Source organism: Aeromonas sp. sif2433 (assembly GCF_019218705.1).
GTDB classification, from domain to species: Bacteria; Pseudomonadota; Gammaproteobacteria; order Enterobacterales; family Aeromonadaceae; genus Aeromonas; species Aeromonas encheleia.
The window spans coordinates 50,934-71,034 of the sequence record NZ_JAHUXD010000015.1 but is presented as its reverse complement, the minus strand read 5'-3'; the positions used below and the strand labels follow the sequence as shown (position 1 = coordinate 71,034).

General features: G+C 65.0%; 20 protein-coding genes. 10 read left to right on the top strand and 10 right to left on the bottom strand.

Annotation, left to right across the window (positions count from 1 at the left end):
- Positions 1-191: 191 nt before the first annotated feature.
- Positions 192-524, bottom strand: a complete 333-nt coding sequence (locus tag KW825_RS18710) for a cupin domain-containing protein (RefSeq protein WP_042653433.1) — start codon at positions 522-524, stop codon at positions 192-194.
- Between the two features lie 216 nt (positions 525-740).
- Here KW825_RS18710 and KW825_RS18705 point away from each other — a divergent pair, with 216 nt between their 5' ends.
- The 4 genes from KW825_RS18705 to dhaM all read left to right on the top strand — a co-directional run bounded on the left by KW825_RS18705 (position 741) and on the right by dhaM (position 4,766).
- On the top strand, positions 741-2,099 hold the full coding sequence (locus KW825_RS18705; RefSeq protein WP_218330047.1) for an NCS2 family permease: 1,359 nt from the start codon (positions 741-743) through the stop codon (positions 2,097-2,099).
- A 239-nt stretch (positions 2,100-2,338) separates the two neighbouring features.
- Complete coding sequence (gene dhaK, locus KW825_RS18700) at positions 2,339-3,409, top strand: dihydroxyacetone kinase subunit DhaK (protein WP_218330046.1); 1,071 nt, start codon at positions 2,339-2,341, stop codon at positions 3,407-3,409.
- A 9-nt stretch (positions 3,410-3,418) separates the two neighbouring features.
- The gene (dhaL, locus tag KW825_RS18695; protein ID WP_218330045.1) at positions 3,419-4,048 is read left to right on the top strand and encodes a dihydroxyacetone kinase subunit DhaL; all 630 of its coding nucleotides are present in this window, start codon (positions 3,419-3,421) and stop codon (positions 4,046-4,048) included.
- Between the two features lies 1 nt (position 4,049).
- On the top strand, positions 4,050-4,766 hold the full coding sequence (gene dhaM / locus KW825_RS18690; protein WP_218330044.1) for a dihydroxyacetone kinase phosphoryl donor subunit DhaM: 717 nt from the start codon (positions 4,050-4,052) through the stop codon (positions 4,764-4,766).
- A gap of 101 nt (positions 4,767-4,867) precedes the next feature.
- Here the strand turns inward: dhaM and dhaR are convergent, their stop codons facing one another.
- Together dhaR and KW825_RS18680 are read right to left on the bottom strand one after the other, a co-directional pair.
- A complete protein-coding gene (dhaR, locus tag KW825_RS18685) occupies positions 4,868-6,769 on the bottom strand; it encodes a dihydroxyacetone kinase operon transcriptional regulator DhaR (RefSeq protein ID WP_218330052.1) in 1,902 nt (633 codons plus the stop codon).
- A 73-nt stretch (positions 6,770-6,842) separates the two neighbouring features.
- The gene (locus KW825_RS18680) at positions 6,843-7,313 is read right to left on the bottom strand and encodes a LysR substrate-binding domain-containing protein (RefSeq protein WP_256353586.1); all 471 of its coding nucleotides are present in this window, start codon (positions 7,311-7,313) and stop codon (positions 6,843-6,845) included.
- 1 nt (position 7,314) lies between these two features.
- On the opposite strand from KW825_RS18680, the gene KW825_RS18675 reads away from it, so the two are divergent.
- Together KW825_RS18675 and KW825_RS18670 are read left to right on the top strand one after the other, a co-directional pair.
- Positions 7,315-7,455, top strand: coding sequence for a hypothetical protein (locus tag KW825_RS18675; protein WP_218330053.1), 141 nt, complete (start codon positions 7,315-7,317; stop codon positions 7,453-7,455).
- Between the two features lie 18 nt (positions 7,456-7,473).
- Positions 7,474-8,607 (top strand): agmatine/peptidylarginine deiminase, encoded by a 1,134-nt coding sequence (locus KW825_RS18670; RefSeq protein WP_218330043.1) that lies wholly within the window; start codon positions 7,474-7,476, stop codon positions 8,605-8,607.
- 92 nt (positions 8,608-8,699) lie between these two features.
- Here the strand turns inward: KW825_RS18670 and KW825_RS18665 are convergent, their stop codons facing one another.
- The 3 genes from KW825_RS18665 to KW825_RS18655 form a co-directional block, all read right to left on the bottom strand.
- Positions 8,700-9,404 (bottom strand): SDR family oxidoreductase, encoded by a 705-nt coding sequence (locus KW825_RS18665; RefSeq protein WP_218330042.1) that lies wholly within the window; start codon positions 9,402-9,404, stop codon positions 8,700-8,702.
- 204 nt (positions 9,405-9,608) lie between these two features.
- Positions 9,609-10,697 carry an AI-2E family transporter YdiK gene (gene ydiK, locus KW825_RS18660; protein WP_218330051.1) on the bottom strand — a complete coding sequence of 363 codons (1,089 nt, stop codon included), beginning with the start codon at positions 10,695-10,697 and terminating at the stop codon, positions 9,609-9,611.
- Between the two features lie 10 nt (positions 10,698-10,707).
- Entirely contained in the window at positions 10,708-12,075 is a 1,368-nt protein-coding gene (locus KW825_RS18655; protein WP_218330041.1) for a phosphatase PAP2 family protein, read from the bottom strand.
- A gap of 185 nt (positions 12,076-12,260) precedes the next feature.
- On the opposite strand from KW825_RS18655, the gene KW825_RS18650 reads away from it, so the two are divergent.
- Positions 12,261-12,641: a hypothetical protein gene (locus KW825_RS18650; RefSeq protein ID WP_042653423.1), complete on the top strand. Its 381-nt coding sequence runs from the start codon at positions 12,261-12,263 to the stop codon at positions 12,639-12,641.
- An 80-nt stretch (positions 12,642-12,721) separates the two neighbouring features.
- On the opposite strand, the gene KW825_RS18645 is transcribed toward KW825_RS18650, so the two are convergent.
- The gene (locus KW825_RS18645; protein WP_218330050.1) at positions 12,722-13,942 is read right to left on the bottom strand and encodes a hypothetical protein; all 1,221 of its coding nucleotides are present in this window, start codon (positions 13,940-13,942) and stop codon (positions 12,722-12,724) included.
- Positions 13,943-14,165: 223 nt separating this feature from the next.
- On the opposite strand from KW825_RS18645, the gene KW825_RS18640 reads away from it, so the two are divergent.
- Positions 14,166-14,483, top strand: a complete 318-nt coding sequence (locus tag KW825_RS18640; RefSeq protein WP_218330040.1) for a YnjH family protein — start codon at positions 14,166-14,168, stop codon at positions 14,481-14,483.
- A 632-nt stretch (positions 14,484-15,115) separates the two neighbouring features.
- Here KW825_RS18640 and KW825_RS18635 read toward each other — a convergent pair.
- The gene (locus tag KW825_RS18635; protein ID WP_218330039.1) at positions 15,116-16,561 is read right to left on the bottom strand and encodes a catalase; all 1,446 of its coding nucleotides are present in this window, start codon (positions 16,559-16,561) and stop codon (positions 15,116-15,118) included.
- Between the two features lie 163 nt (positions 16,562-16,724).
- On the opposite strand from KW825_RS18635, the gene KW825_RS18630 reads away from it, so the two are divergent.
- Both KW825_RS18630 and KW825_RS18625 read left to right on the top strand, forming a co-directional pair.
- Entirely contained in the window at positions 16,725-17,213 is a 489-nt protein-coding gene (locus tag KW825_RS18630; RefSeq protein ID WP_218330049.1) for a GNAT family N-acetyltransferase, read from the top strand.
- Positions 17,210-18,085 (top strand): GyrI-like domain-containing protein, encoded by an 876-nt coding sequence (locus tag KW825_RS18625; RefSeq protein ID WP_218330038.1) that lies wholly within the window; start codon positions 17,210-17,212, stop codon positions 18,083-18,085. Before KW825_RS18630 ends, KW825_RS18625 begins: the two co-directional genes overlap by 4 nt.
- Positions 18,086-18,362: 277 nt before the next feature.
- Here the strand turns inward: KW825_RS18625 and KW825_RS18610 are convergent, their stop codons facing one another.
- Positions 18,363-19,274, bottom strand: a complete 912-nt coding sequence (locus tag KW825_RS18610) for a DMT family transporter (RefSeq protein ID WP_042653417.1) — start codon at positions 19,272-19,274, stop codon at positions 18,363-18,365.
- A gap of 262 nt (positions 19,275-19,536) precedes the next feature.
- On the bottom strand, positions 19,537-19,977 hold the full coding sequence (locus KW825_RS18605) for a DUF2214 family protein (RefSeq protein WP_218330037.1): 441 nt from the start codon (positions 19,975-19,977) through the stop codon (positions 19,537-19,539).
- Between the last annotated feature and the right edge of the window lie 124 nt (positions 19,978-20,101).

Below are 20,101 nucleotides of genomic sequence, written 5' to 3'. Positions count from 1 at the left end.
GTAGTTCAGTTGGTTAGAATACCGGCCTGTCACGCCGGGGGTCGCGGGTTCGAGTCCCGTCCGCTCCGCCAATGATTAAGAAGCCCAGTCGAAAGACTGGGCTTTTTTTCATGTCTGCAATTTGCCAAATCCCCCCGGTTCACCCTCAGCTGCCTTGCCTCGGCGGCCTGTTTGCCCACCACCATAGCTCGTCAGTAGAATACGCAGAGCCAGATAGTGGGCGTCTCAGGGTGGGTCCATTCCACCCTATGTTTTTGGCGGGCGGGGATATTGATGTGATCGCCCGGCCCCAGCAGCACCAGCTGCTGTTCATCGGTTTGCGGATCGGAAAACAGCAGGCTGGCCTCGCCCTGCACGATCAGCACCCATTCGTGTTCATCCTGATCGTACCACTCGCCAGGTGCGGTCTGATGCCCCAGGGAGACGATGCGCTCTATCCGCAGATGATTGGTGCTCACCAGATCCTGAAAGAGTTCGGCAGGCAGAGGGGAGGGAATATCGTTCAGCAGATTGCGAGTGTGCATGGGTCATCTCCAGTCTGGCGGAAGGGGGTCTTTGCAGTATAGGAGCCCTCTTTCTGGCTGGTCGGCCCATTCAGGGGATGGCGGTGGGTGACGAATGGCGCCCTTCCTCTCGACTTTGTGGAAAAAGTCGGAGAAGTCGCTGCAATCTGGGTGAATTCTTGCTATTTTGCGCAGCCATAAAAGCAAACGATTTCCTTCACACTTTTAGGATGAGTTATGGCAACGCAAGATATGGCCGCCCAAGCAGGAAGAGGCAGCTTTTTGGATTCCTATTTTTCCATTTCCGAGCGCGGCAGCAGCGTGCGCCAGGAACTGTTGGCCGGGCTGACCACCTTCCTGGCCATGGTGTACAGCGTCATAGTGGTGCCCAACATGCTGGGTGTCGCGGGCTTTGAGCAGGGGCCTGTGTTCGTCGCCACCTGTCTGATCGCCGCCTTTGGCTCCCTGCTGATGGGGCTCTGGGCCCGCCTGCCGATGGCCATCGGCTGCGCCATCTCCCTCACCGCCTTTACCGCCTTCAGCCTGGTGCTGGGGCAGGGGTTGAGTATCCCGGTTGCGCTGGGTGCCATCTTCTGGATGGGGGTGCTGTTTACCCTGATCAGCGTCACCGGTGTGCGCCAGTGGATCCTGGCCAATCTGCCGTCCGGCATAGCCCACGGCACCGGCATCGGTATCGGCCTGTTCCTGCTGCTGATCGCCACCAATGGCGTCGGCATGGTGATCAAGAACGAAGGGGCCGGCCTGCCGGTGCAGCTCGGTGAGGTGACCTCCTTCCCGGTCATCATGACGGTGCTGGGGCTGGCCGCCATCTTCGGGCTGGAGCGTCGCAAGGTGCCGGGCGGCATCCTGATGGTGATAGTCGCCATCTCTGTGCTGGGTCTCTTCTTCGACCCCAAGGTGACCTGGCAGGGCTTCTTCGCCATGCCGAGTCTGACCGGTGAGAAGGGCTCCCTGGTCGGTAGCCTGGATCTGATGGGGGCGCTCAACCCTGTCGTCATCCCGACCGTGCTGGCTCTGGTGATGACGGCCGTGTTCGATGCCACCGGCACCATCCGCGCTGTCGCGGGTCAGGCGGGTCTGGTCAACGAGCGTGGTCACATCATCAGTGGCGGCAAGGCCCTGACCGCCGACTCTGTCAGCAGCATGGTGGCCGGTATGGTGGGCGGTGCCCCTGCCGCCGTCTACATCGAATCGGCTGCCGGCACCGCCGCCGGTGGCAAGACCGGCCTGACCGCGGCCCTGGTCGGCGTGCTGTTCCTGCTGATGATCTTCCTCTCCCCGCTGAGCTATCTGGTGCCGGCCTACGCCACAGCACCGGCGCTGATGTACGTCGGTCTGCTGATGCTGGGCAACGTCACCAAGCTGGACTTCAGCGACTCGGTCGATGCGCTGGCCGGCATGTTGTGCGCCGTCTTCATCGTGCTCACCTGCAACATAGTCACCGGCATCATGCTGGGCTTCGTGGCACTGGTGATTGGCCGCCTGTTTGCCGCCGAGTGGAAGAAGCTCAACGTCGGCACCGTCATCATCGCCCTGGCGCTGGTGACCTTCTACGCCGGTGGCTGGGCCATCTGACCCACCCAGATATTTTCAGATATAGAGAAGGGCCCTGCGGGGCCCTTTTTTATTGCTGTGAGGTGGCTGGCAATTTTCCCCCTGCTTGCCTCATCGGGTTTCAAAATGAAACGCCGGGCCGACTCTTTTTGTTTCAGATCCGAACCGAACGGGCCATCATTTTTATCCCGCACTATCCCGTTAGACTGGCTCCATCAACCATTTGCCCACCCGTGCGGTGGCAAACCAAGGAGTGAGCCATGAAGAAGCTGATCAATGCCGTCGATGCCGTGGTCCGTGAACAACTGATGGGGATGGCCGCCGCCCACCCCGAGCTCAGGGTCCGTATCGAACCTCACTACATCACCCGTGCCGATTCCCCCGTGCCGGGCAAGGTGGCGCTGGTGTCCGGCGGTGGCAGCGGTCACGAGCCGATGCACGGCGGCCTGGTGGGCAAGGGGATGCTGGATGGCGCCTGCCCCGGCGAGATCTTCACCTCCCCGACCCCGGATCAGATGTACGAGTGCGGCCAGGCGGTCGACGGTGGTACCGGGGTGCTGTTCCTGGTGAAGAACTACACCGGTGACGTGCTCAACTTCGAGACTGCGGTGGAGTTGCTGCACGGCGATGGTATCCAGGTCGGCTTCTCCCTGATCGATGACGACGTGGCGGTGAAGGACAGCCTCTATACCGCCGGCCGTCGTGGCGTTGCCACCACTGTGCTGTGCGAGAAACTGGTGGGGGCCGCCGCCGAGGCTGGCTATGACCTGGCGCGCTGCGAGGCGCTGGCCCGCCGCATCAACAACCAGAGTCGTACCATAGGCGTGGCCCTGCACGCCTGTACCGTGCCTGCCGCTGGCAAACCCTCCTTCACCCTGGGGGACAACGAGATGGAGTTCGGGGTCGGTATCCACGGTGAACCCGGCATAGCGCGTCGCCCCTTCACCGATCTCGATACCCTGGTGGATGAGATGTTCAGGGAGCTGGCGGACAACAGCCCCTATGGCCGCACCCTGCGCCACTGGGACAGAGCCTCCGGCAGCTGGCAGGAGGAGCACAGCTTCATCGAGCCGCTAAATGAGGGAGACAGGGTCATAGTGCTGGTCAACAGCCTGGGGGGCACCCCCCTCTCAGAGCTGTACGGCGTCTATGGCCGACTCGCCACCCTGTGTGAGGCTGCGGGCATCCATCCGGTGCGCAACCTGATCGGCCCCTACTGCACAGCCCTCGACATGACCGGCATCTCCATCACCCTGCTCAAGGTGGATGACGAGCTGATGACCCTGTGGGATGCTCCCGTCAATACCCCCGCCCTGCGTCGCGGCTGCTAAGGAAAGTCCATGTTAAGCAAGCATCAAATCGTCAACTGGCTGCTCGATTGCGAGCACATCTTCACCGAGCAGCGTGACTACCTCACCGCCCTGGATACCGACATCGGCGATGGCGACCACGGCCTCAACATGCAGCGCGGTTTCACCAAGGTGGCCGAGAAGCTGCCCGCGGTGGCGGGCAAGGATATCGGCCAGGTGCTCAAAACCACCGGCATGACCCTGCTCTCCTCCGTGGGGGGCGCCAGCGGCCCGCTCTACGGCACCTTCTTCATCCGGGCGGCGGCCAGCGCCGACGCCTGCCAGAGTCTGACCCTGAGCCAGCTTGGCAAGATGCTGAGCGACGGGGTGGAGGGGATAGTCTCCCGCGGCCGTGCCGAGCCCGGCGACAAGACCATGTGCGATGCCTGGTGGCCGGCGCTGGCGGCCCTGCAGTTGGCGCAGCAGCAAGCGCTGCCGCTGGCCGAGGCGCTGGACAAGGCGGTGGTGGCGGCCGCGGCTGGTGCCGAGGCGACCATACAGATGCAGGCCCGCAAGGGGCGCGCCAGCTACCTTGGCGAGCGCAGCATAGGCCATCAGGATGCCGGGGCCACCTCGACCCTGCTGCTGCTGACCGCCCTGCGTGACAGAGCGAGGCTGTAGCATGATCGGCATAGTCGTGGTCTCCCACAGCGCCACCCTGGCGGCTGGATTGCAGGAGCTGGCCGCACAGCTGGGCAGCCCGGCGCGCCTGCTGCTGGCGGCCGGGGTCGATGACCCCGCGCACCCCATCGGCACGGACGCCATCGCCGTGATGAGTGCGATCGAAGAAGCAGACGACGGCAGTGGCGTGCTGGTGTTGATGGATCTCGGCAGCGCCCTGCTGAGCGCCGAGACAGCGCTCGAGCTGCTGCCCCCCGAGCTGAGCGCCAGGGTGCGGCTCTGCCCGGCACCGCTGGTCGAGGGTACCCTGGCCGCCGTGGTGGCGGCAGGTGCCGGTCTGGGTCTGGATGAGGTGGCGGCCGAGGCGCTCGGGGCATTGGGCCCCAAGCAGGCCATGCTGCCCGCCAAGGAGGCTCCGGCAGTGATCGAGGCGGCACCGCCGGCCGATGAGGGTTGGCTGCGCTGCGAGGTGGTGGTCGACAACCCCCATGGCCTGCATGTGCGCCCGGCCGCCCGTCTGGTGGCGGCCCTCAAGCCCTTCGCCGCCGAGTTGCGCCTCCTGCGCGGCGACAAGGAGGTCAATCCCCGCAGCTTGACCCGGCTGGCCATGCTCAACGTACGCCAGGGGGACAGGCTCAGCCTGCTGGCGCGGGGGGAAGATGCCGCCGCCGCCCTAGCCTGCTTCCAACAGCTGGCCGACGAGCGCTTCGGCGACTGATCCTCACCGCCTATCCTCTTGCTCAGGCCCCGCCACCGCGGGGCCTTTTTGTTGCTCTCTCTGCCGGTTGTTGCCGGGCCGAATCGCGACCCGAGCCGCCGTCAGCCGTGATAGTCGGCGGGATCCAGGCCGATGAGCTTGAGCCGCCGCCAGAGGGTGGTGCGGCCGATGCCCAGCTGCTGCGCCATCAGGCTGACCTGGCCCTTGCAGGCGTGGGCGCAGCGCAGGATGGCCTGGCGCTCCAGCTCTGCCAGGGTGAGCAGCGGCTGTCCCACCACCTCGTCTTCCTGTTGCTGATAGCCGTGACGGATGGCCGCCGGCAGTGCCTCCGGCGGGATCGATTCGCCGTTGCCGTGGAGCTGGGCGTGTTCGACGGCGCTGCGCAGCTCCCCCAGATTGCCGGGCCAGGGGTAGGCCAGCAGGCAGTCGAGGGCCGCCGAGCTGAACTGGCGGATGGGCTCGCGCCCCTGCGCCGCCAGCTGCTGGCGGATGAGGGCTGGCAAGTCGGCCCCGCGCTCGCGCAGGCTCGGCAGCCACAGCTCGCACCCTTGCAGGGCGTAGAGCAGTTGGCGACCGAAGAGCCCCTCCTGCACTCGTTGCTCCAGCGCGGCGCTACTGGTGGCGATGATCCGCACCTTGAGCGGCAGGATGCGGGCCGAGTCGAAGCGCTGGATGCGGCCGGTCTTGAGCAGTTGCAGCAGCGCCGCCTGCATGGGGGCGGGCAGATACTCCACCTGCTCCAGCACTAGCGTGCCGCCGTGGGCCAGCTCGAACTTGCCGGCCCGCTCCTGCCCCGCCTCGTCGGAGCCCATCAGCTCCAGCGCCATCCGCTCGCTCGGCAGCGCCTGGCAGTTGAGGCTGATGAGGGGCCCGGCGGCCCGCTCGCTGCCAAAGTGAATGGCTTCCGCCAGCTGCGCCTTGCCCACTTCTTCTTCCCCGCGCAGCAGCATGGGCCCCTGACTGCGGGCCGCCTGGCGGGCGTGGCGCAACAGCTTGCGCATGGCGCTCGATTCCCCCACCAGGGCCGAGAGCTCGGGCACCGTCTGGCGCAGCTGGTTGATGGCGCGCAGTCTGTCGATGGGATGGAACAGGGCGATAAAGCTGACCCCGTCGGGCCCGGGCAGCGGCTTGAGGCTTATCAGCGCATTGATGAATTCCCCGGACTGCTCGCCTAGCCGCTCCAGGGTCACCTCCACGTGGCTGAGCGGGGTCTGGCCCTGGATGGCGAGCAGCAGGCGCTGGGGCAGCAGCAGGTGCCGCTCCAGCGGCTGGCCGAGGCAGAGATCCGGATCGAGCCGCAGCCTGTGTGCCGCCAGCGCGTTGAGGTAGCGCAGCTTGCCTTGCGGATCCCAGGCCAGCACGCCGTCGTCCATGCCATCGAGCAGGGCGTAGAGTTCGCTCAGGTGGTGCTGGGACTCCTGCATCAGGCGCTCCATCTGCAGCAGATGAGCCAGCTCGCGACCGGCGCTGACGGTGAGCGCCAGATCCCCCAGGGTCGCCGCGTCCACCTTGCAGACCAGGGCGATGATGGCGACCTGGCGGCCGTTGCTGTTGTAGACCGGGCTGGCGCAGCAGTGCCAGGGATGCAGGGTCTGGTTGAAGTGTTGGGGACCGCTGACGCACAGCGGCACCCCCTCCAGCGCCGCCAGATTGATGGCATTGGTGCCGATGCGCCCCTCGCTGAAGAAGGCGCCGAGACCAAAGCCCAGCGCCTCGAGTTCCGCAAGCGTCTCGCCGTGGCCGGTGCGGGCCAGCAGGCAGCCGCTCTCGTCGGTGAGCAGCAGGGCGCAGGGGCGCCCCTCCATGAATTCGTAGAGATCCTCCATCGCCATCTCGCCTGTGGTGAGCAGATCCCGCTTGCGTTGGCGCAGGCTGTGCAGGGTCTGCCCCTTGGCGCTGTGGGGCGGGTGCCAGAGGTGGCTGCTGGTCTGATGGGCGCAGCGCAGCCAGGAGGCCTGCAGATACTCAGGCCAGGGCTGCAGTGGCTGGGAGTCGGATGGCAGGGTCAAGGGGATGTCCGGCAAGGGCTAAGCCCTGCATTTAACCACGCCACCCCGGCGGATTCAGTGACCCACCTCAGAGAGTCGCCTCCTCGTCCATGGCGATGGTCGCCTCGGCAAATTGCTGCTCCAGCCAGTGGCAGAGGGTGCGGCACTGGGGGCTGCTCTCGCTCTCCTGATGCACCAGCAGGCTCCAGCGAGGGCCAGCCACCCGGTGAGCCGAGAGCGGCAGCAGCAGGCCCTGCTGGCGGGCGGGGCGGGAGAGCAGCTCGCTCACCAGCGCCACCCCCAGCCCGGCACTGGCGGCGTCCTGCAGCAGGCCGGGATCGGAGAAGTTGAGCCCCTGGGTGCGCAGTTGCAGATCCTCGCCGCCTCTGAGCGTCCAGTGGTGCCAGTCCAGCTCCCGCTCCCCGTGCAATGTGGTGCGCTCGGCGGCGGGCTGGGCCAACACAGCGGGGGTCGCCACCGGCAGCAGCCGATCCGCCAGCAGCAGCAGGTGGCGACACTCGGCCTGGGGTACCAGATCGCTGCGCAACGCCAGATCCATGGTGAATGCCACCATGACCGGCAACCCGGATATCTATCTGGATGAGGCCAGCTATGAGCGACTCATTCCAGGCCAGGATATTGCACAATCCCGGATGCGTGCCCGCATGCGAGCCTGGACTCGTTTCAAGAGCAGCCTCTGAATCTGAAGGAATAAAGAGATGTCATCCCGACGCCAAGTATTGAAACAACTGGCCGCCATCGGCGCCTTGGCCGGGCTGGGCAGCCTGCCACGGGCACAGGCTGCCAATGTGACTACCCCTACTGGACCCCTGGCCACTGCCGTTGGCCGTTACCAGATGCCGGACGAGGCCGCCCCTCAGACTCGGGTCTGGGTTTCCTTTGGCGCGAGCGCCGATATCTGGGGGCGAGATTACAGGGAGGTGCAGGCCACCATAGGCCGGCTGGTCAGGGCCATGACCCCCTACACCCAGGTGTGCGTGCTCTGTCACGAGGAGGAAGAGGATCTGGCGCGCCAGCTCTGTGGCGAGCACAACACCCGTTTCATCAACGCCGAGCTGGACGACATCTGGTTGCGGGATACCGGCGGCGTCTTCGTGCAGGACGAGCAGGGGGAGCTCGCGCTGGTGGACTTCAACTTCAACGGCTGGGGTGACAAGCAGGAGCACAGTTATGACGCCAGGGTTGCCGCCCTGGTGGGCCGGCGGACGGATGCCCACTATTTACAGAGCAAACTCATCGGCGAGGGCGGCGGCATAGAGGTGGACGGCAACGGCACCGCCATCATGACCGAGAGCAGCTGGCTTAACAGCAACCGCAATCCGGGTCTGACCAAGGCGCAGCTGGAGGCGGAGCTCAAGGCCAACCTGGGGCTGCGCAAGATCATCTGGCTGCCGGGGATCAAGGGCAAGGACATCACCGATGCCCACGTGGACTTCTACGCCCGCTTCGTGCGCCCCGGGGTGGTGGTGATCAACATGGACATGGATCCCGACTCCTACGATTACAAAGTGACCCGCCAGCACCTGGCCATCTTGCAGCAGGCGACGGACGCCGATGGCAACAAGCTGGAGCTGCATCAGCTGCCGCCCCCGCAGGGCGGGCGAGACAATAAATTCAGCCGCAGCCCGGACTTTGCCGCCGGTTACATCAACTACCTGCCCATCAACGGTGCCGTCATCGCCCCCCAGTTCGGTGATGCCAAGGCCGACCGTCATTGCCGGGATCTGCTGGCCCGCCTCTATCCGGGCCGCAAGATAGTGCAGGTCAACATAGATCCGGTGGCCGCCGGTGGCGGTGGTATTCACTGCATCACATTGCATCAGCCTGCCTGATGTTCTGACAAGATTGATTGTTGCAGCGTGGAATACTCTATGGGGCGCTTCGGCGCCCCATGTCATTGCTGTCGTCAGATGGTTCGCCTTGGTCAGATCCCCGTCATGCCGATCTCGTCGAGCTGAACATGGGCGCCCTGGCGCAGGGTGTAGAGCACGGCCTCGGCCAGATCCTCGACCTGCAGCCAGCCGGGCTTGCGCTCGCTGGGGCAGGCCGGTGGTGGCACCTGCACCAGGCCGGGGCAGAGGCTGTGCACCCGGATGCCCTGCTGCTGGACCTCTTCTCGCAGCGCCTTGGCAAACCCCAGGACGGCAAACTTGGCGGCGCAATAGACGTTGGCCCTGGCATAGCCGTGCTTGGCGGCCTGGGAGGCGATGTTGATGATGGTGCCGTGCTGGTGGGCCAGCATGTCGGGCAGGCAGGCCTGGGTCAGCAGGAAGGTGCCCTTGGCGCAGGTGTTCATCACCCTGTCCCATTCCGACTCCGGCAGATCCTGCACCAGATAGTCGCTGCCGACCCCGCTGTTGTTGATGAGCAGGTCGATGGGGCCGAGTCGTACCCTGGCCTCGGCATGGCGGGCCCGCACCTGGGCGCTGTCGCAGAGATCCAGCGCCAGGGGCAGGACTCTCACCCCATACCGCGCACTGAGCCTTGCCGCTTCTTGTTCCAGCAGGGCATGGCGACGGGAGACCAGTATCAGTTCGACCCCCTGAGCGGCCAGTGCCTCGGCGATGGCCAGCCCTATGCCGCTAGCGCCACCGCTGATCAGGGCGCGTTTTGCTCTCAGTTCGTTCATGTCGTCTTCCTCCAGGATGAGCAGGCATTGTGGCGGGAGGCACGGGTGGAGGGTAGGGGACAAAGGGTGGTGGCTCGGACCCTGGTTCGGATTTTGGCGAGCCGATTCGAACTTTGGTTCTATGGGGTCATGAGGCCGGCGAGCGCACTCGGTTCTTTGCTTAAAAAAACACGCCGCCCAGGGGGCGGCGTCTTCATGCAGAGGTCAGTCCGCCCTGGGTGGCACGGGCGCCTCTATGGCGACGGGCTGATCCTCTTCCTTGATCCAGGCATCCAGCAGGGTGTAGGCCACCGCCAGCACCACCGGGCCGATGAACAGGCCTATGATGCCCATGGCCAGCAGGCCGCCGATGACGCCGACCAGGATCAGGATGAGCGGCAGATCGGCCCCGCGCTTGATGAGGAAGGGGCGCAGGAAGTTGTCCATGGTGCCCGCCAGCAGTGACCAGACCAGCAGGAAGGTGCCCCAGGTGGTATCGCCGCTCCAGAAGAGATAGCCGACGCTGGCCAGCAGCACCGGGAAGGGGCCGATCTGGGCCACGATCAGCAGGAACATCAGCACCACCAGGATCATGGTGTAGGGGATGCCGGCAATCAGCAGCCCCAGGCCGGCCACCGATGATTGCACCAGGGCGGTCACCACCACCCCCATGGCGACGGCTCGGATGGCCTGGGAGGCGAGGACGACGGCGTTGTCACCCCGCGGACCCGCCAGCCGATGGGCGAAGCGGCGAATGCCGTCGGCGGCCTTCTCCCCCGAGTGGTAGAGCAGGCCACAGATGGCCACCGTCAGCAGGAAGTGGACCAGCAACAGGCCGAGATTGCCCGCCTGGGAGGCGAGCCAGCGCGCGGTCTGGCCGAAATAGGGGGTCAGCTTGGTGAACAGCACCTGACCGCCGCTCGCCAGGATCTGCTGCCAGAACTCATACAGCTTGCCGCCGACCAGCGGGAACTGTTGCAACCAGAGCAGCGCGGGGGGCGGTGAATGGCTGATGCGGGTGCCCAGCTCGATCAGCATGGGGGCCTTCTCCGCCACATTGGCCAGCGCCATGAACAGCGGGATGACGAACATCAGCAGCAGGATGCCGCTCATCAGCAGGGCCGCCAGGGCGCGCTTGCCCCACAGCAGCCGCTGCGCCATCTGCATCAGCGGCCAGGTGGCGATGGTGATCATGGTGGCCCACACCAGAGCGGGCAGGAAGGGGCGCAGCACCATGAAGCACGAGATGATGAGCAGGCTGAGAAACAGCAGGCCCAGGGTGATCTTGGCCAAATCCACTTTTTTCATATGTATTGCTTTCCCTTTAACGAGGGGTTGGGCCCCGGCGAGCGGAGCCAGTATTCATGACAGTCAGCAGCCACCAGAGGCCGGCGCTCAGCCAGAGCCCCAGGCAGCCATAGAGTAACCCTTGTCCGGCCAGGATCAGCAGGGAGCTGCTGGTGAGCATCGGCATGGCGAGCAGGCCCCCGCCGATGAGGAGCCCCCCCGTCAGGGCCAGCAGCATGCAGCCGATGGCGGGAACCGGGTTTCGTTCGAGTGGTAGCAGATTACCCGATACCAGCCCCAGCGTGAACATGGCGAGTCCGGCCAGGGCGCTGGACTGGGTCAGCCAGCCCGCCAGCAGGCTGATCAGGATCAGCAGGCCCCAGCAGGCATGGCGCCTCGCCAGCGCCGCCAGCGGCGAGCGCAGGGCCAGCAGCAGGGCGCCGAGGCCAAGACCGGCCACCACATCCGAGATGAAGTGCACCCCGAGCCAGATGCGGGCCAGCCCCGCCAGCGCGGCCAGCAGCAGGGCCAGCGCCATGCCATGCCAGGCCTTGAGGGATGGCAGCGCGCCCAGCACCAGACCCCAGAACAGCAGGGTCGAGGCGGCGTGACCACTGTGCATGCCGAAGCCCTGGGCGCTGCGTTGGCCCAGATCGGGTTGCAGATGGAAGGGCCTGGGCCAGCCGATCCCCTCCTTGAGCAGCTGCACCAGCAGGGTGAGCAGCACCATGGCAAACAGCAGCCGGTAGAGCCGCGGCCAGCCCAGCAGCGGCAGCAACAGGCAGAGCAGCGCCAGCTGGACGGGGGCGGCCCCGAGCAGATTGCTGGCCTCCAGCCAGAGCGCGTCCGGCCCCAGCCACCGCTGCAGGCGCTGGATCAGCGGCAGCTCGGCCCTGTGCAGGGCGCTCCCCCCGGCGCTGAAGTCGGGCAACCACTGCACCTGGCTGTCGGCCACCTGCGCCAGCCTGGGGACTAGCCAGTCGAGTTGCGTCGGGAAGCGACGCTGGTCATTGGGGAGTGAGGCCGGCTCGATCAGCCTGGCGTTGAGGATCTCGCCGCCGAGGTTGGGGGCCCGCAGCAGGGAGACAAAAGCCGATCCGCGCTGGGCCTGGATGGGGGTCAGTGTCTGGCAGGCGAACAGCATGGCCCGTTGCCACTGTCCCAGCTCCCCGGTGATCCGGCCGCGCAGCCCCGTCTCCTCGAACAGCTCCCGCAGGGCCGCTTGGGCCGGGGTCTCGCCCGCATCTATATAGCCCCCGCTCAGGCTGTAGCGATCGGAGATCCTGTCCTGCACCAGCAGCAGCGCCTGTTGATGCTTGATCACGCAGGCGGCGGCGCTGGCGGCGGCCTGGGCGCCGAACAGCGGGAAGAGCAACAGGAGCAGCAAACAGCAGGTTCGGATCATGGTGGCCGACGGGTGGGGATGAATGGCGGTAAGCCTCACAGAAATCAGATACTTGGGCAATGATTTCCTGCCATATATGGCCTGGTTTGAACCCGCTCCGGGCGGACAAGGATTGCCGTGCGCCGAGGCAGTCCCTAGTATTGGCAGCTATTGTTCTTTTCATTCAACACTTCTTGGGGCCTTCCATGAGACAGATTGGTTTTTTCTTAGGGGTAGCCATCGGCGTCATTCTGATACTGTTCGGTAGCATCGTCATCTTCCAGGCCCTGCCCGCCGCCCTGGACGTGCTGGAGATGCCGAGCCGCATCCCGTTCGTGCGCGAGGTCTACACCTGGCTGATGACCAGTGCCAACGGCCTCACCAGTCAACTGGAGCAGAACTTCCTGGAAGCGTTCCAGACGGTGCTCAAGCTGATACTGCTCATCACCTTCATGTGGGTCTGCGTCAAGCTGGTCAACATGGGGGTGTTGATCATCCGGGCCGGGGTCGACCTTATCCGCACCGCCATCGAGCACAGTGAAGACAAGGTGGTCAAGCCCACCGAGCAGGATCGCCATCTCCCCTGATCCGCCGAGGCAGTGCAGACAAGCAACAGGCCACCCTAGGGTGGCCTGTTGGCATTGTGGGGCTGGCGTGCCGTGGGTGCTCAGTTGAGCAGCTTCTCCAGCTCGGCTTCGGCATCGGCCCTGGCCTGCTCGCTCTGCTGCGTGGTCCCCTTGTCAGCCGGTGCCGCGCTGGCGGCACCGGCCGCTGGCTTGGCAGCCCCGCTCAAGGCCTTGCTGGCCTGCTGCTGCGTGGTGGTAGCGGCACTGACCGCCGGCTTGGCTACCTCGGTAAGGGCCTGGCTGGCCTGCTGCTGTACCGTGTTGGTCGCGCCACTCACCGCCTGCTTGGCGGAATCGGTCACGGACTGATTGGCCTGTTGCAGGGGGCTGGTGGCGCTTTTGCTGACTTGCTGCTGCACCGTGTTGGTGGCGCTGCTCACCGCCTGAGTGGCGGTGTCGGTCAGGGCCTTGTTAGCTTGTTGCTGCACCGCATTGGTGGTGTCGCTCATTGCCTGGGTGGCGGTATCGGTCAGGGTCTTGCTGGCCTGCTGCTGCGCCGTAGCGGTCGCGCCATTGACCGCCAACTTGGCAGAATTGGTCACGGCCTGATTGGCCTGTTGCAGGGGGCTGGTGGCACTCTTGCTGACTTGCTGCTGCACAGTACCGGTGGCGCTGCTCACCGCCTGGGTGGTGGCGTCGGTCAGGGCCTTGTTGGCCTGTTGCTGCACCGCGTTGGTGGCGCCGCCGACCGCCTGCTTGGCGGAGTTCGTCACGGTCTGGGTCGCACCCTGTTGCATGGCGCCCACCACATTGCCCAGCAGGGAACCGCTCGAACCGGTCAGCACCTTGCCGACGTCACCGAGGGCGGTGGCCTGGCTCTGCCATCCCTGCATCGCACTTGGCCAGCTCGGGGTCGCCGCGGTCAGGTTTTCACCGAACACCTGGGTCACGCCATCGCTCTTCTGCAGCATGACGGAGAGCTGGTTGGTATCGGCGTTCCACACCATGCCAGCCTGCTTGGCGATATCCGGCACCGGGGCGTAGCGGGAGACGACGTAGAACAGCGGACCCTCCTGCTGCAACTCGTTGGCCGTCTTGAGCAGTTGCATGGTGTTGTCGTAATTCGGCCCCAGCATGGCGGTCATCCTGTCCTTGATCAGCGGCTGCTCGAACAGGTTGACTTCGTTCGGATCGAAACCGACCAGCGGCTTGAGCAGCGCCCACATCAACTGGCTGGTGGGGCTCATCAGCAGCAGGGGGGCAACGCAGGCGGACAACATCAGACTCAGGCAGGTAGCCTGCAGCAACGGCATGATACGCATTGACAACATATCCAAGTAATTATTTGATTAATAAGGGTATATATTGCCATATCCCGACAATATCACCTGAACTGGAGCGCCGCTTCCTGGCGGGATGCGGCGGTCGCTGGCAGGCTACCATATTGCCCCCGGAATGCCAGATGAGCCGATATTTATTGGTCAGGTCGGCGACACTGATGGTCGCTTTAGTGGATCACACCCTCGTCGTCACAGGTTTCATCTCATGCTCAGAGCCGCGTTTTATCTGTTTGCCCTGACGGGCCTCACCCCGGTGCTCGCCGCCCCGGCCGCCAACTCCCTCAGCCATGGGGTGGAGTCGGAGCTGGTGTTGCCGCTTGGCGCCTTGCCGGAGCGGGTCTGCTGGTATCAGGATCAAAAATACTCCCTCGGTGCCCGCATCCAGCAGGGCGACGGCTGGCTGGAGTGCGGCCCGCAAAACGCGCAGGAGAGCAACGGTCCCCTGGCCTGGCGCGAGCCTGTGGTGCGCCTGCCCGCCGCCGAAGGGGCCGCCAATAGAGAGACGATCAGCGTGGGCCAGTGAGGCTTTTCTTGATCCAGCTACAGACATGGAAGTGATCTCTGTCGCATAATGCGGCTCTTTCTTCTCTTGGCTGGGACCTAAGAAATGGCTCGTCGCTCTTCCAATATGCAACGTCGTCGCAGTAGTTGGTGGTACAAACGCCTGTTGGTACGGGAACGGGCAGAGCGCGAAGCGCGTTCCGTTCGGGATTGAAGCAGCATCGGTAAACGGAGCCCCAGGGCTCCGTTTTTTATTCATCAGACCGGGCGTCGCTCTTCCTCCCTTTATCCAATCCAACGCCGTCGCAGCAGTGGGTGGTACAAACGCCTGTTGGGTCGGGAACGGGCAGAGCGCGAGGGCGCTGCGTTCGGGATTGAAACAGCATCGGTAAGCGGAGCCCCAGGGCTCCGTTTTTTATTCCTCAGACCGGGCGTCGCTCTTCCTCCCTTTATCCAATCCAACGTCGTCGCAGTAGTTGGTGGTACAAACGCCTGTTGGTACGGGAACGGGCAGAGCGCGAAGCGCGTTCCGTTCGGGATTGAAACAGCATCGGTAAGCGGAGCCTCAGGGCTCCGTTTTTTTATTCATCAAATATCTATGCTGCAAAAAAGGGGGGCCTGATGGCCCCCCTTTTTATATTGCATGCCGGCGGCCTAGCGCTGCAGGGCGGCCAGCGCCAGCTCGACCCGCTTGGCGTATTCCGGATCGGCCTGCTCCAGGTGCCTGAGCTGGACCGCGACTATGGCGTCATCCTCCACCTGGATGAGGGAGCGGGCCAGGTTGGCGGCGAGGCGCGAGCGTTGCCCCTCGTCCATGAGGCGGAACAGGTTGCCCGGCTGGCTGTAGTAATCGCTGTCGTAGTCGCGGAAGTCGTAGTGCAGGGCGGCTCCTTCCAGGCTCAGCGCCGGCTCGTGCTGCTCGCTCGGCTGCTGGGTACCGAAGCGGTTCGGCTGGTAGTTCGGGCTGGCGCCGCCGTTGCCGTCGCTGCGCATGGCGCCATCGCGATGGGCGCCGCTGAACGGGCAGCGGGGGGCGTTGACCGGCAGCAGGCCGTGGTTGACCCCGAGGCGGTAGCGCTGGGTATCGCCATAGGAGAACAGCCGACCCTGCAGCATGCGATCCGGCGAGAAGCCGATGCCGGGGACCACGTTGGCCGGGGTGAAGGCGGCCTGCTCCACGTGGGCGAAGTAGTTGTCCGGGTTCTGGTTCAGCTCCAGCACTCCGACCGGGATCAGCGGGTAGTCACCGTGGGGCCACACCCTGGTGAGATCGAAGGGGTGGATGTGGTAGCTGTGGGCCTCCGCCTCCGGCATCACCTGCACATAGACCTTCCAGCGCGGGAAGTCGCCCCGCTCGATGGCGTTGTAGAGATCCGCCTGGCTGCTCTCCCTATCCTGGCCGACCACGGCGGCGGCCTCTTCATCCGTGTAGAAGCTGTGGCCCTGCTCGCTCTTGAAGTGGAACTTGACCCAGAAGCGTTCATTGGCGTCGTTGATGAAGCTGAAGGTGTGGCTGCCGTAGCCGTTCATCTCCCGCAGGCTCTTGGGGATGCCGCGATCGCTGAACAAGATGGTGACCTGGTGCAGGGATTCAGGGTGACGGGACCAGAAATCCCAGGCGGCGGTGGCGCTGCGCAGGTTGGTGCGCGGATCCCGCTTCTGGGTGTGGATGAAGTCCGGGAATTTCAGCGGATCGCGGATGAAGAAGACAGGGGTGTTGTTGCCCACCAAATCCCAGTTGCCCTGCTCGGTGTAAAACTTCAAGGCGAAGCCGCGCACGTCGCGCTCGGCATCGGCGGCGCCCTTCTCCCCGGCCACGGTGGAGAAGCGCAGGAACACCGGGGTCTGCTTGCCGACGCTGTTGAACAGATCGGCCTTGCTGAACCGGCTGATGTCGTGGGTCAGGGTAAAGGTGCCGTAGGCGCCGGAGCCCTTGGCGTGAACCACCCGCTCCGGGATCCGCTCCCGATCGAAATGCGCCAGCTTCTCCATCAACCAGATGTCTTGCATCAGCACCGGACCACGGGGGCCGGCGGTGAGGCTGTTGTTGTTGTCGACGACGGGGGCGCCATTGGCGCTATGCAGGCTCTTGTCAGTCATGGGGCATCTCCTTGTGATGATGGGGGCACGATACGGCAAGGGGCGCGAGCGGGGCCAATTGGTCATCTCTAAGTGTTTGATAGGTAGCCCTAATGGAGTTGGCTACGGACACAAAGGGCGCTATTTTGGACGGATGTTCACGCATCAGGGAGGAGAGGGGATGATTGATATCAGGATTCGTCAGGCGGAGGCCGGGGATGCCCAGGGGCTGCGGGATCTCTATGCCATGCCAAAGGCTCAGGCAGGCACCCTGCAGATGCCCTATCCGACCCTGGCCATGTGGCAGCAACGGCTGGCGGAGCGTAGCGGCTACGGCTTGGTGGCCATAGTGGATGAGCTGCTGGTCGGCGATCTGGGGCTCTGGCTCGAGCCGAATCCACGTCGTCGCCATGTGGCTGGCATCGGCATGGGGGTCCGGGATGACTGGGCCGGCCGTGGCGTGGGCTCGGCCCTGCTGGGGGCGGCGGTGGATCTGGCGGATAACTGGCTCAACCTGCAACGGCTCGAGCTGACGGTCTACAGCGACAACGCGGCCGCCATCGCGCTCTATCGCAAGTTTGGCTTCGAGCAGGAGGGCTGCGCGCCCGCCTATGCGTTTCGCCAGGGGCGCTTCGTGGATGCGCTCCATATGGGGAGAGTACGCGTAGCATGATCGACTATTGTGCCCGCCTGCGGCCCGCCATCCGGGCGCTGGAGCAGGATCCCGAGCTGAGCCTGACCGAGGTGGCGGCCCTGGCCTGCCTCTCCTGCTACCACTTTCACCGGATCTTCACCGCCGTCACCGGCGAGTCCCCCGGCGAGATGCAGCGCCGGCTGCGGCTGGAGCGGGCCGCGGTGGCGCTGCGTTACGGCCAGGCGCCGGTGACCAGCGTGGCCCTGGCGGCGGGCTTCGCCAGCTCCCAGGCCTTCGCCAAGGCGTTTCGCAAGCAGTTTGCCATGACCCCGGGTGAGGTACGCAGCTACCCGGAGCGACTGCCAAACAGCAAAATCGGACACCTGGAGAGCAAGCATGGACACGCATCCGAGCCGGCCGCCGGTCATGATGAGGGGGTGTCAAACGAGAGGAGTTTCAGGATGAAAACCGAACAGATGAGTGGCCGCACCCTGGCCTATATTCGCGTCACCGGCCCCTATGGTGAGGGCTATGGCCCCGTTTGCCAGCGGCTCTATCAGTGGGCGGCGGCGCGCGGGCTGGCGGAGGCGGAGTGGATCTTCATCTACCACGACAACCCCGAGGTGACGGCGCCGGCCCTGTGCCGCACCGATATCGGGGTGACGGTGCCGGCGGGCACATCGACCCAGGGGGAGGTGGAGACCCAGCTCATCCCGGCCGGCCGCTATGCCCAGTCCCGCTACCTCATCACGGATCGCAGCCAGTACGGCGTGCTGTGGCAGGAGCACATCGGCGAGGTGGTGGCCGCCGGGCTGGAGTTCAGCGATGGCCCCTGCTTCGAGCTCTATCACAGCATGAGTGACGATCCCCTGCGCGACGACGTCAGCTTCTGCTCCAGCGTCAGGGGCTAGACCGCTCCCGACAGCAACGAGGCGCCCACGGGCGCCTCGTTGCATTCAGGACTGGCTGGGCATCTTGTCCCGGCGGGATTTCCACCACCAGCGCAGCCGGATCTGGGAGATGAGCATACCCGCCAGCATCAGGCTGCAACCGACCGATGATGACGCGCTCGTCAAGACTGGCTGGGCACCTTGTCCCGGCGGGATTTCCACCACCAGCGCAGCCGGATCTGGGAGATGAGCATACCCGCCAGCATCAGGCGGCAACCGACCGGTGATGACGCGCTCGTCAAGATTGGCTGGGCACCTTGTCCCGACGGGACTTCCACCACCAGCGCAGCCGGATCTGGGAGATGAGCATACCCGCCAGCATCAGGCTGCAACCGACGACGGCTCGTTCGTCCAGGGTCTCGCCGAGCAGCAGCACGCCCCCTATGGCGGCGAACACCGTCTCCAGGCTGAGGATGATGGCGGCGTGGGCCGGATGGGCGCCGCGCTGGCCGACCACCTGCAGGGTGTAGCCGATCCCGACCGACACCAGGCCGGCGTAGAGCAGCGCCTGCCAGCCCGCCACGGCGCCCGTCAGGGTCGGCGTCTCTATGACAAACGCCGTGCCAAGGCTGAGCAGGCCGCACACCACAAACTGCACCCCGGCGAGGCGGATAGGCGCGACCCGGTTCGAGTAGTGATCCAGCACCAGCAGATGGATGGCCCAGAACAGGGCGCCGGCGACCTGCAACAGATCCCCGTAACCCATGCTGAAGTCTTCGGTCACGCTGAGGTAGTAGAGCCCGGCCATGGCGATGAGGGCGCCGACCCAGGTATTGGTCCCGGTCTTGTGACGCAGGGCCAGGCCGATGACGGGCACCAGTATGATGTAGAGGCCGGTGATGAAGCCCGCCTTGGCGGCCGTGGTGTAGAGCAGTCCCACCTGCTGCAGGGAGGCGGCACTGAACAACACAGTGCCGGCGAGCAGGCCGCCGGTCAGCAGCAGCCGGTGATCGCCAGACGGTTGCCCGGGTTGTGGCCGAGGCTGGCGCGATTTGAGCCACCACAGCAGCGGCAGCAGGGAGGCGGCGCCGAGCAGGAAGCGCAGGCCGTTGAAGGTGAAAGGCCCCATGTGATCCATCCCCAGGCGCTGGGCGACGAAGCCCAGTCCCCAGATGGCGGCGGCCATCAATAACATCATGTTCGAACGCATACGGATTCATCCCTGAGCAGGCGGTAGAAGAGGCACTCCTGAGCCCCCTTGTCACGATACCCTCGTGCGGGGGGCTTTGTCGCCAGCGATTTGCATCTTTGGCTCGCGGGGGGAGGAGGTCAATCGCGGCGCAATGGTGACGGCGGATCCTGATCAGCCAGCAGCGCCAATGCCCTCAACTATTGGCGATCCTGGCCAGCAAGGGCAACGGGGCGAGCGGCAGCAGAATGGCGAGGCAGGATCCAGGTCAGCCTGCAACGCTTTAGCCATTGGCAATTTTGGCCAGCAAGGGCAGCAGGGCGAGCAGCAGCAGGTTGCCGCGCAGGATCCAGATCACCCTGAACTGCTGCTGGATGGAGACCAGGGGCGGGCGCCCCTGGCGCAGGGAGCGGCGCCAGTGATGGAACAGCCGGCTCGGATAGCCGAAGCTGATGGCCATGCCGAAGAACAGCAGCAGCTTGGTGCGATAGCCGGGGTTGGCGAGCAGAGTGACCGGCGCCACCGGGTGGGCGAGCAGCAGCAAGACGCCGGTGATGAAGATGAGCAGCAGCGCCACCGCCGCCAGGCTGTCTGCCAGCAGCAGCTTGCGGACCTGATCGATGGACATGCCGCGCCGGAACAGGAAATAGACCGAGGTCACGGCCCCGGTCAGGGTGATCACGGCGCAATAGTGCAGCGCCATCAACAGATCCGGGTTCAACATCTGAGCCAGTTCCCTCTCGTCGACCTCATCACAAGCTTCCTTTTGGACGCCATCAGGCGGGGCTGATATTCTGACACTACATCACATCTTACGGTAGCCGGGGGCCTGGATTGGCCAAGCGCGA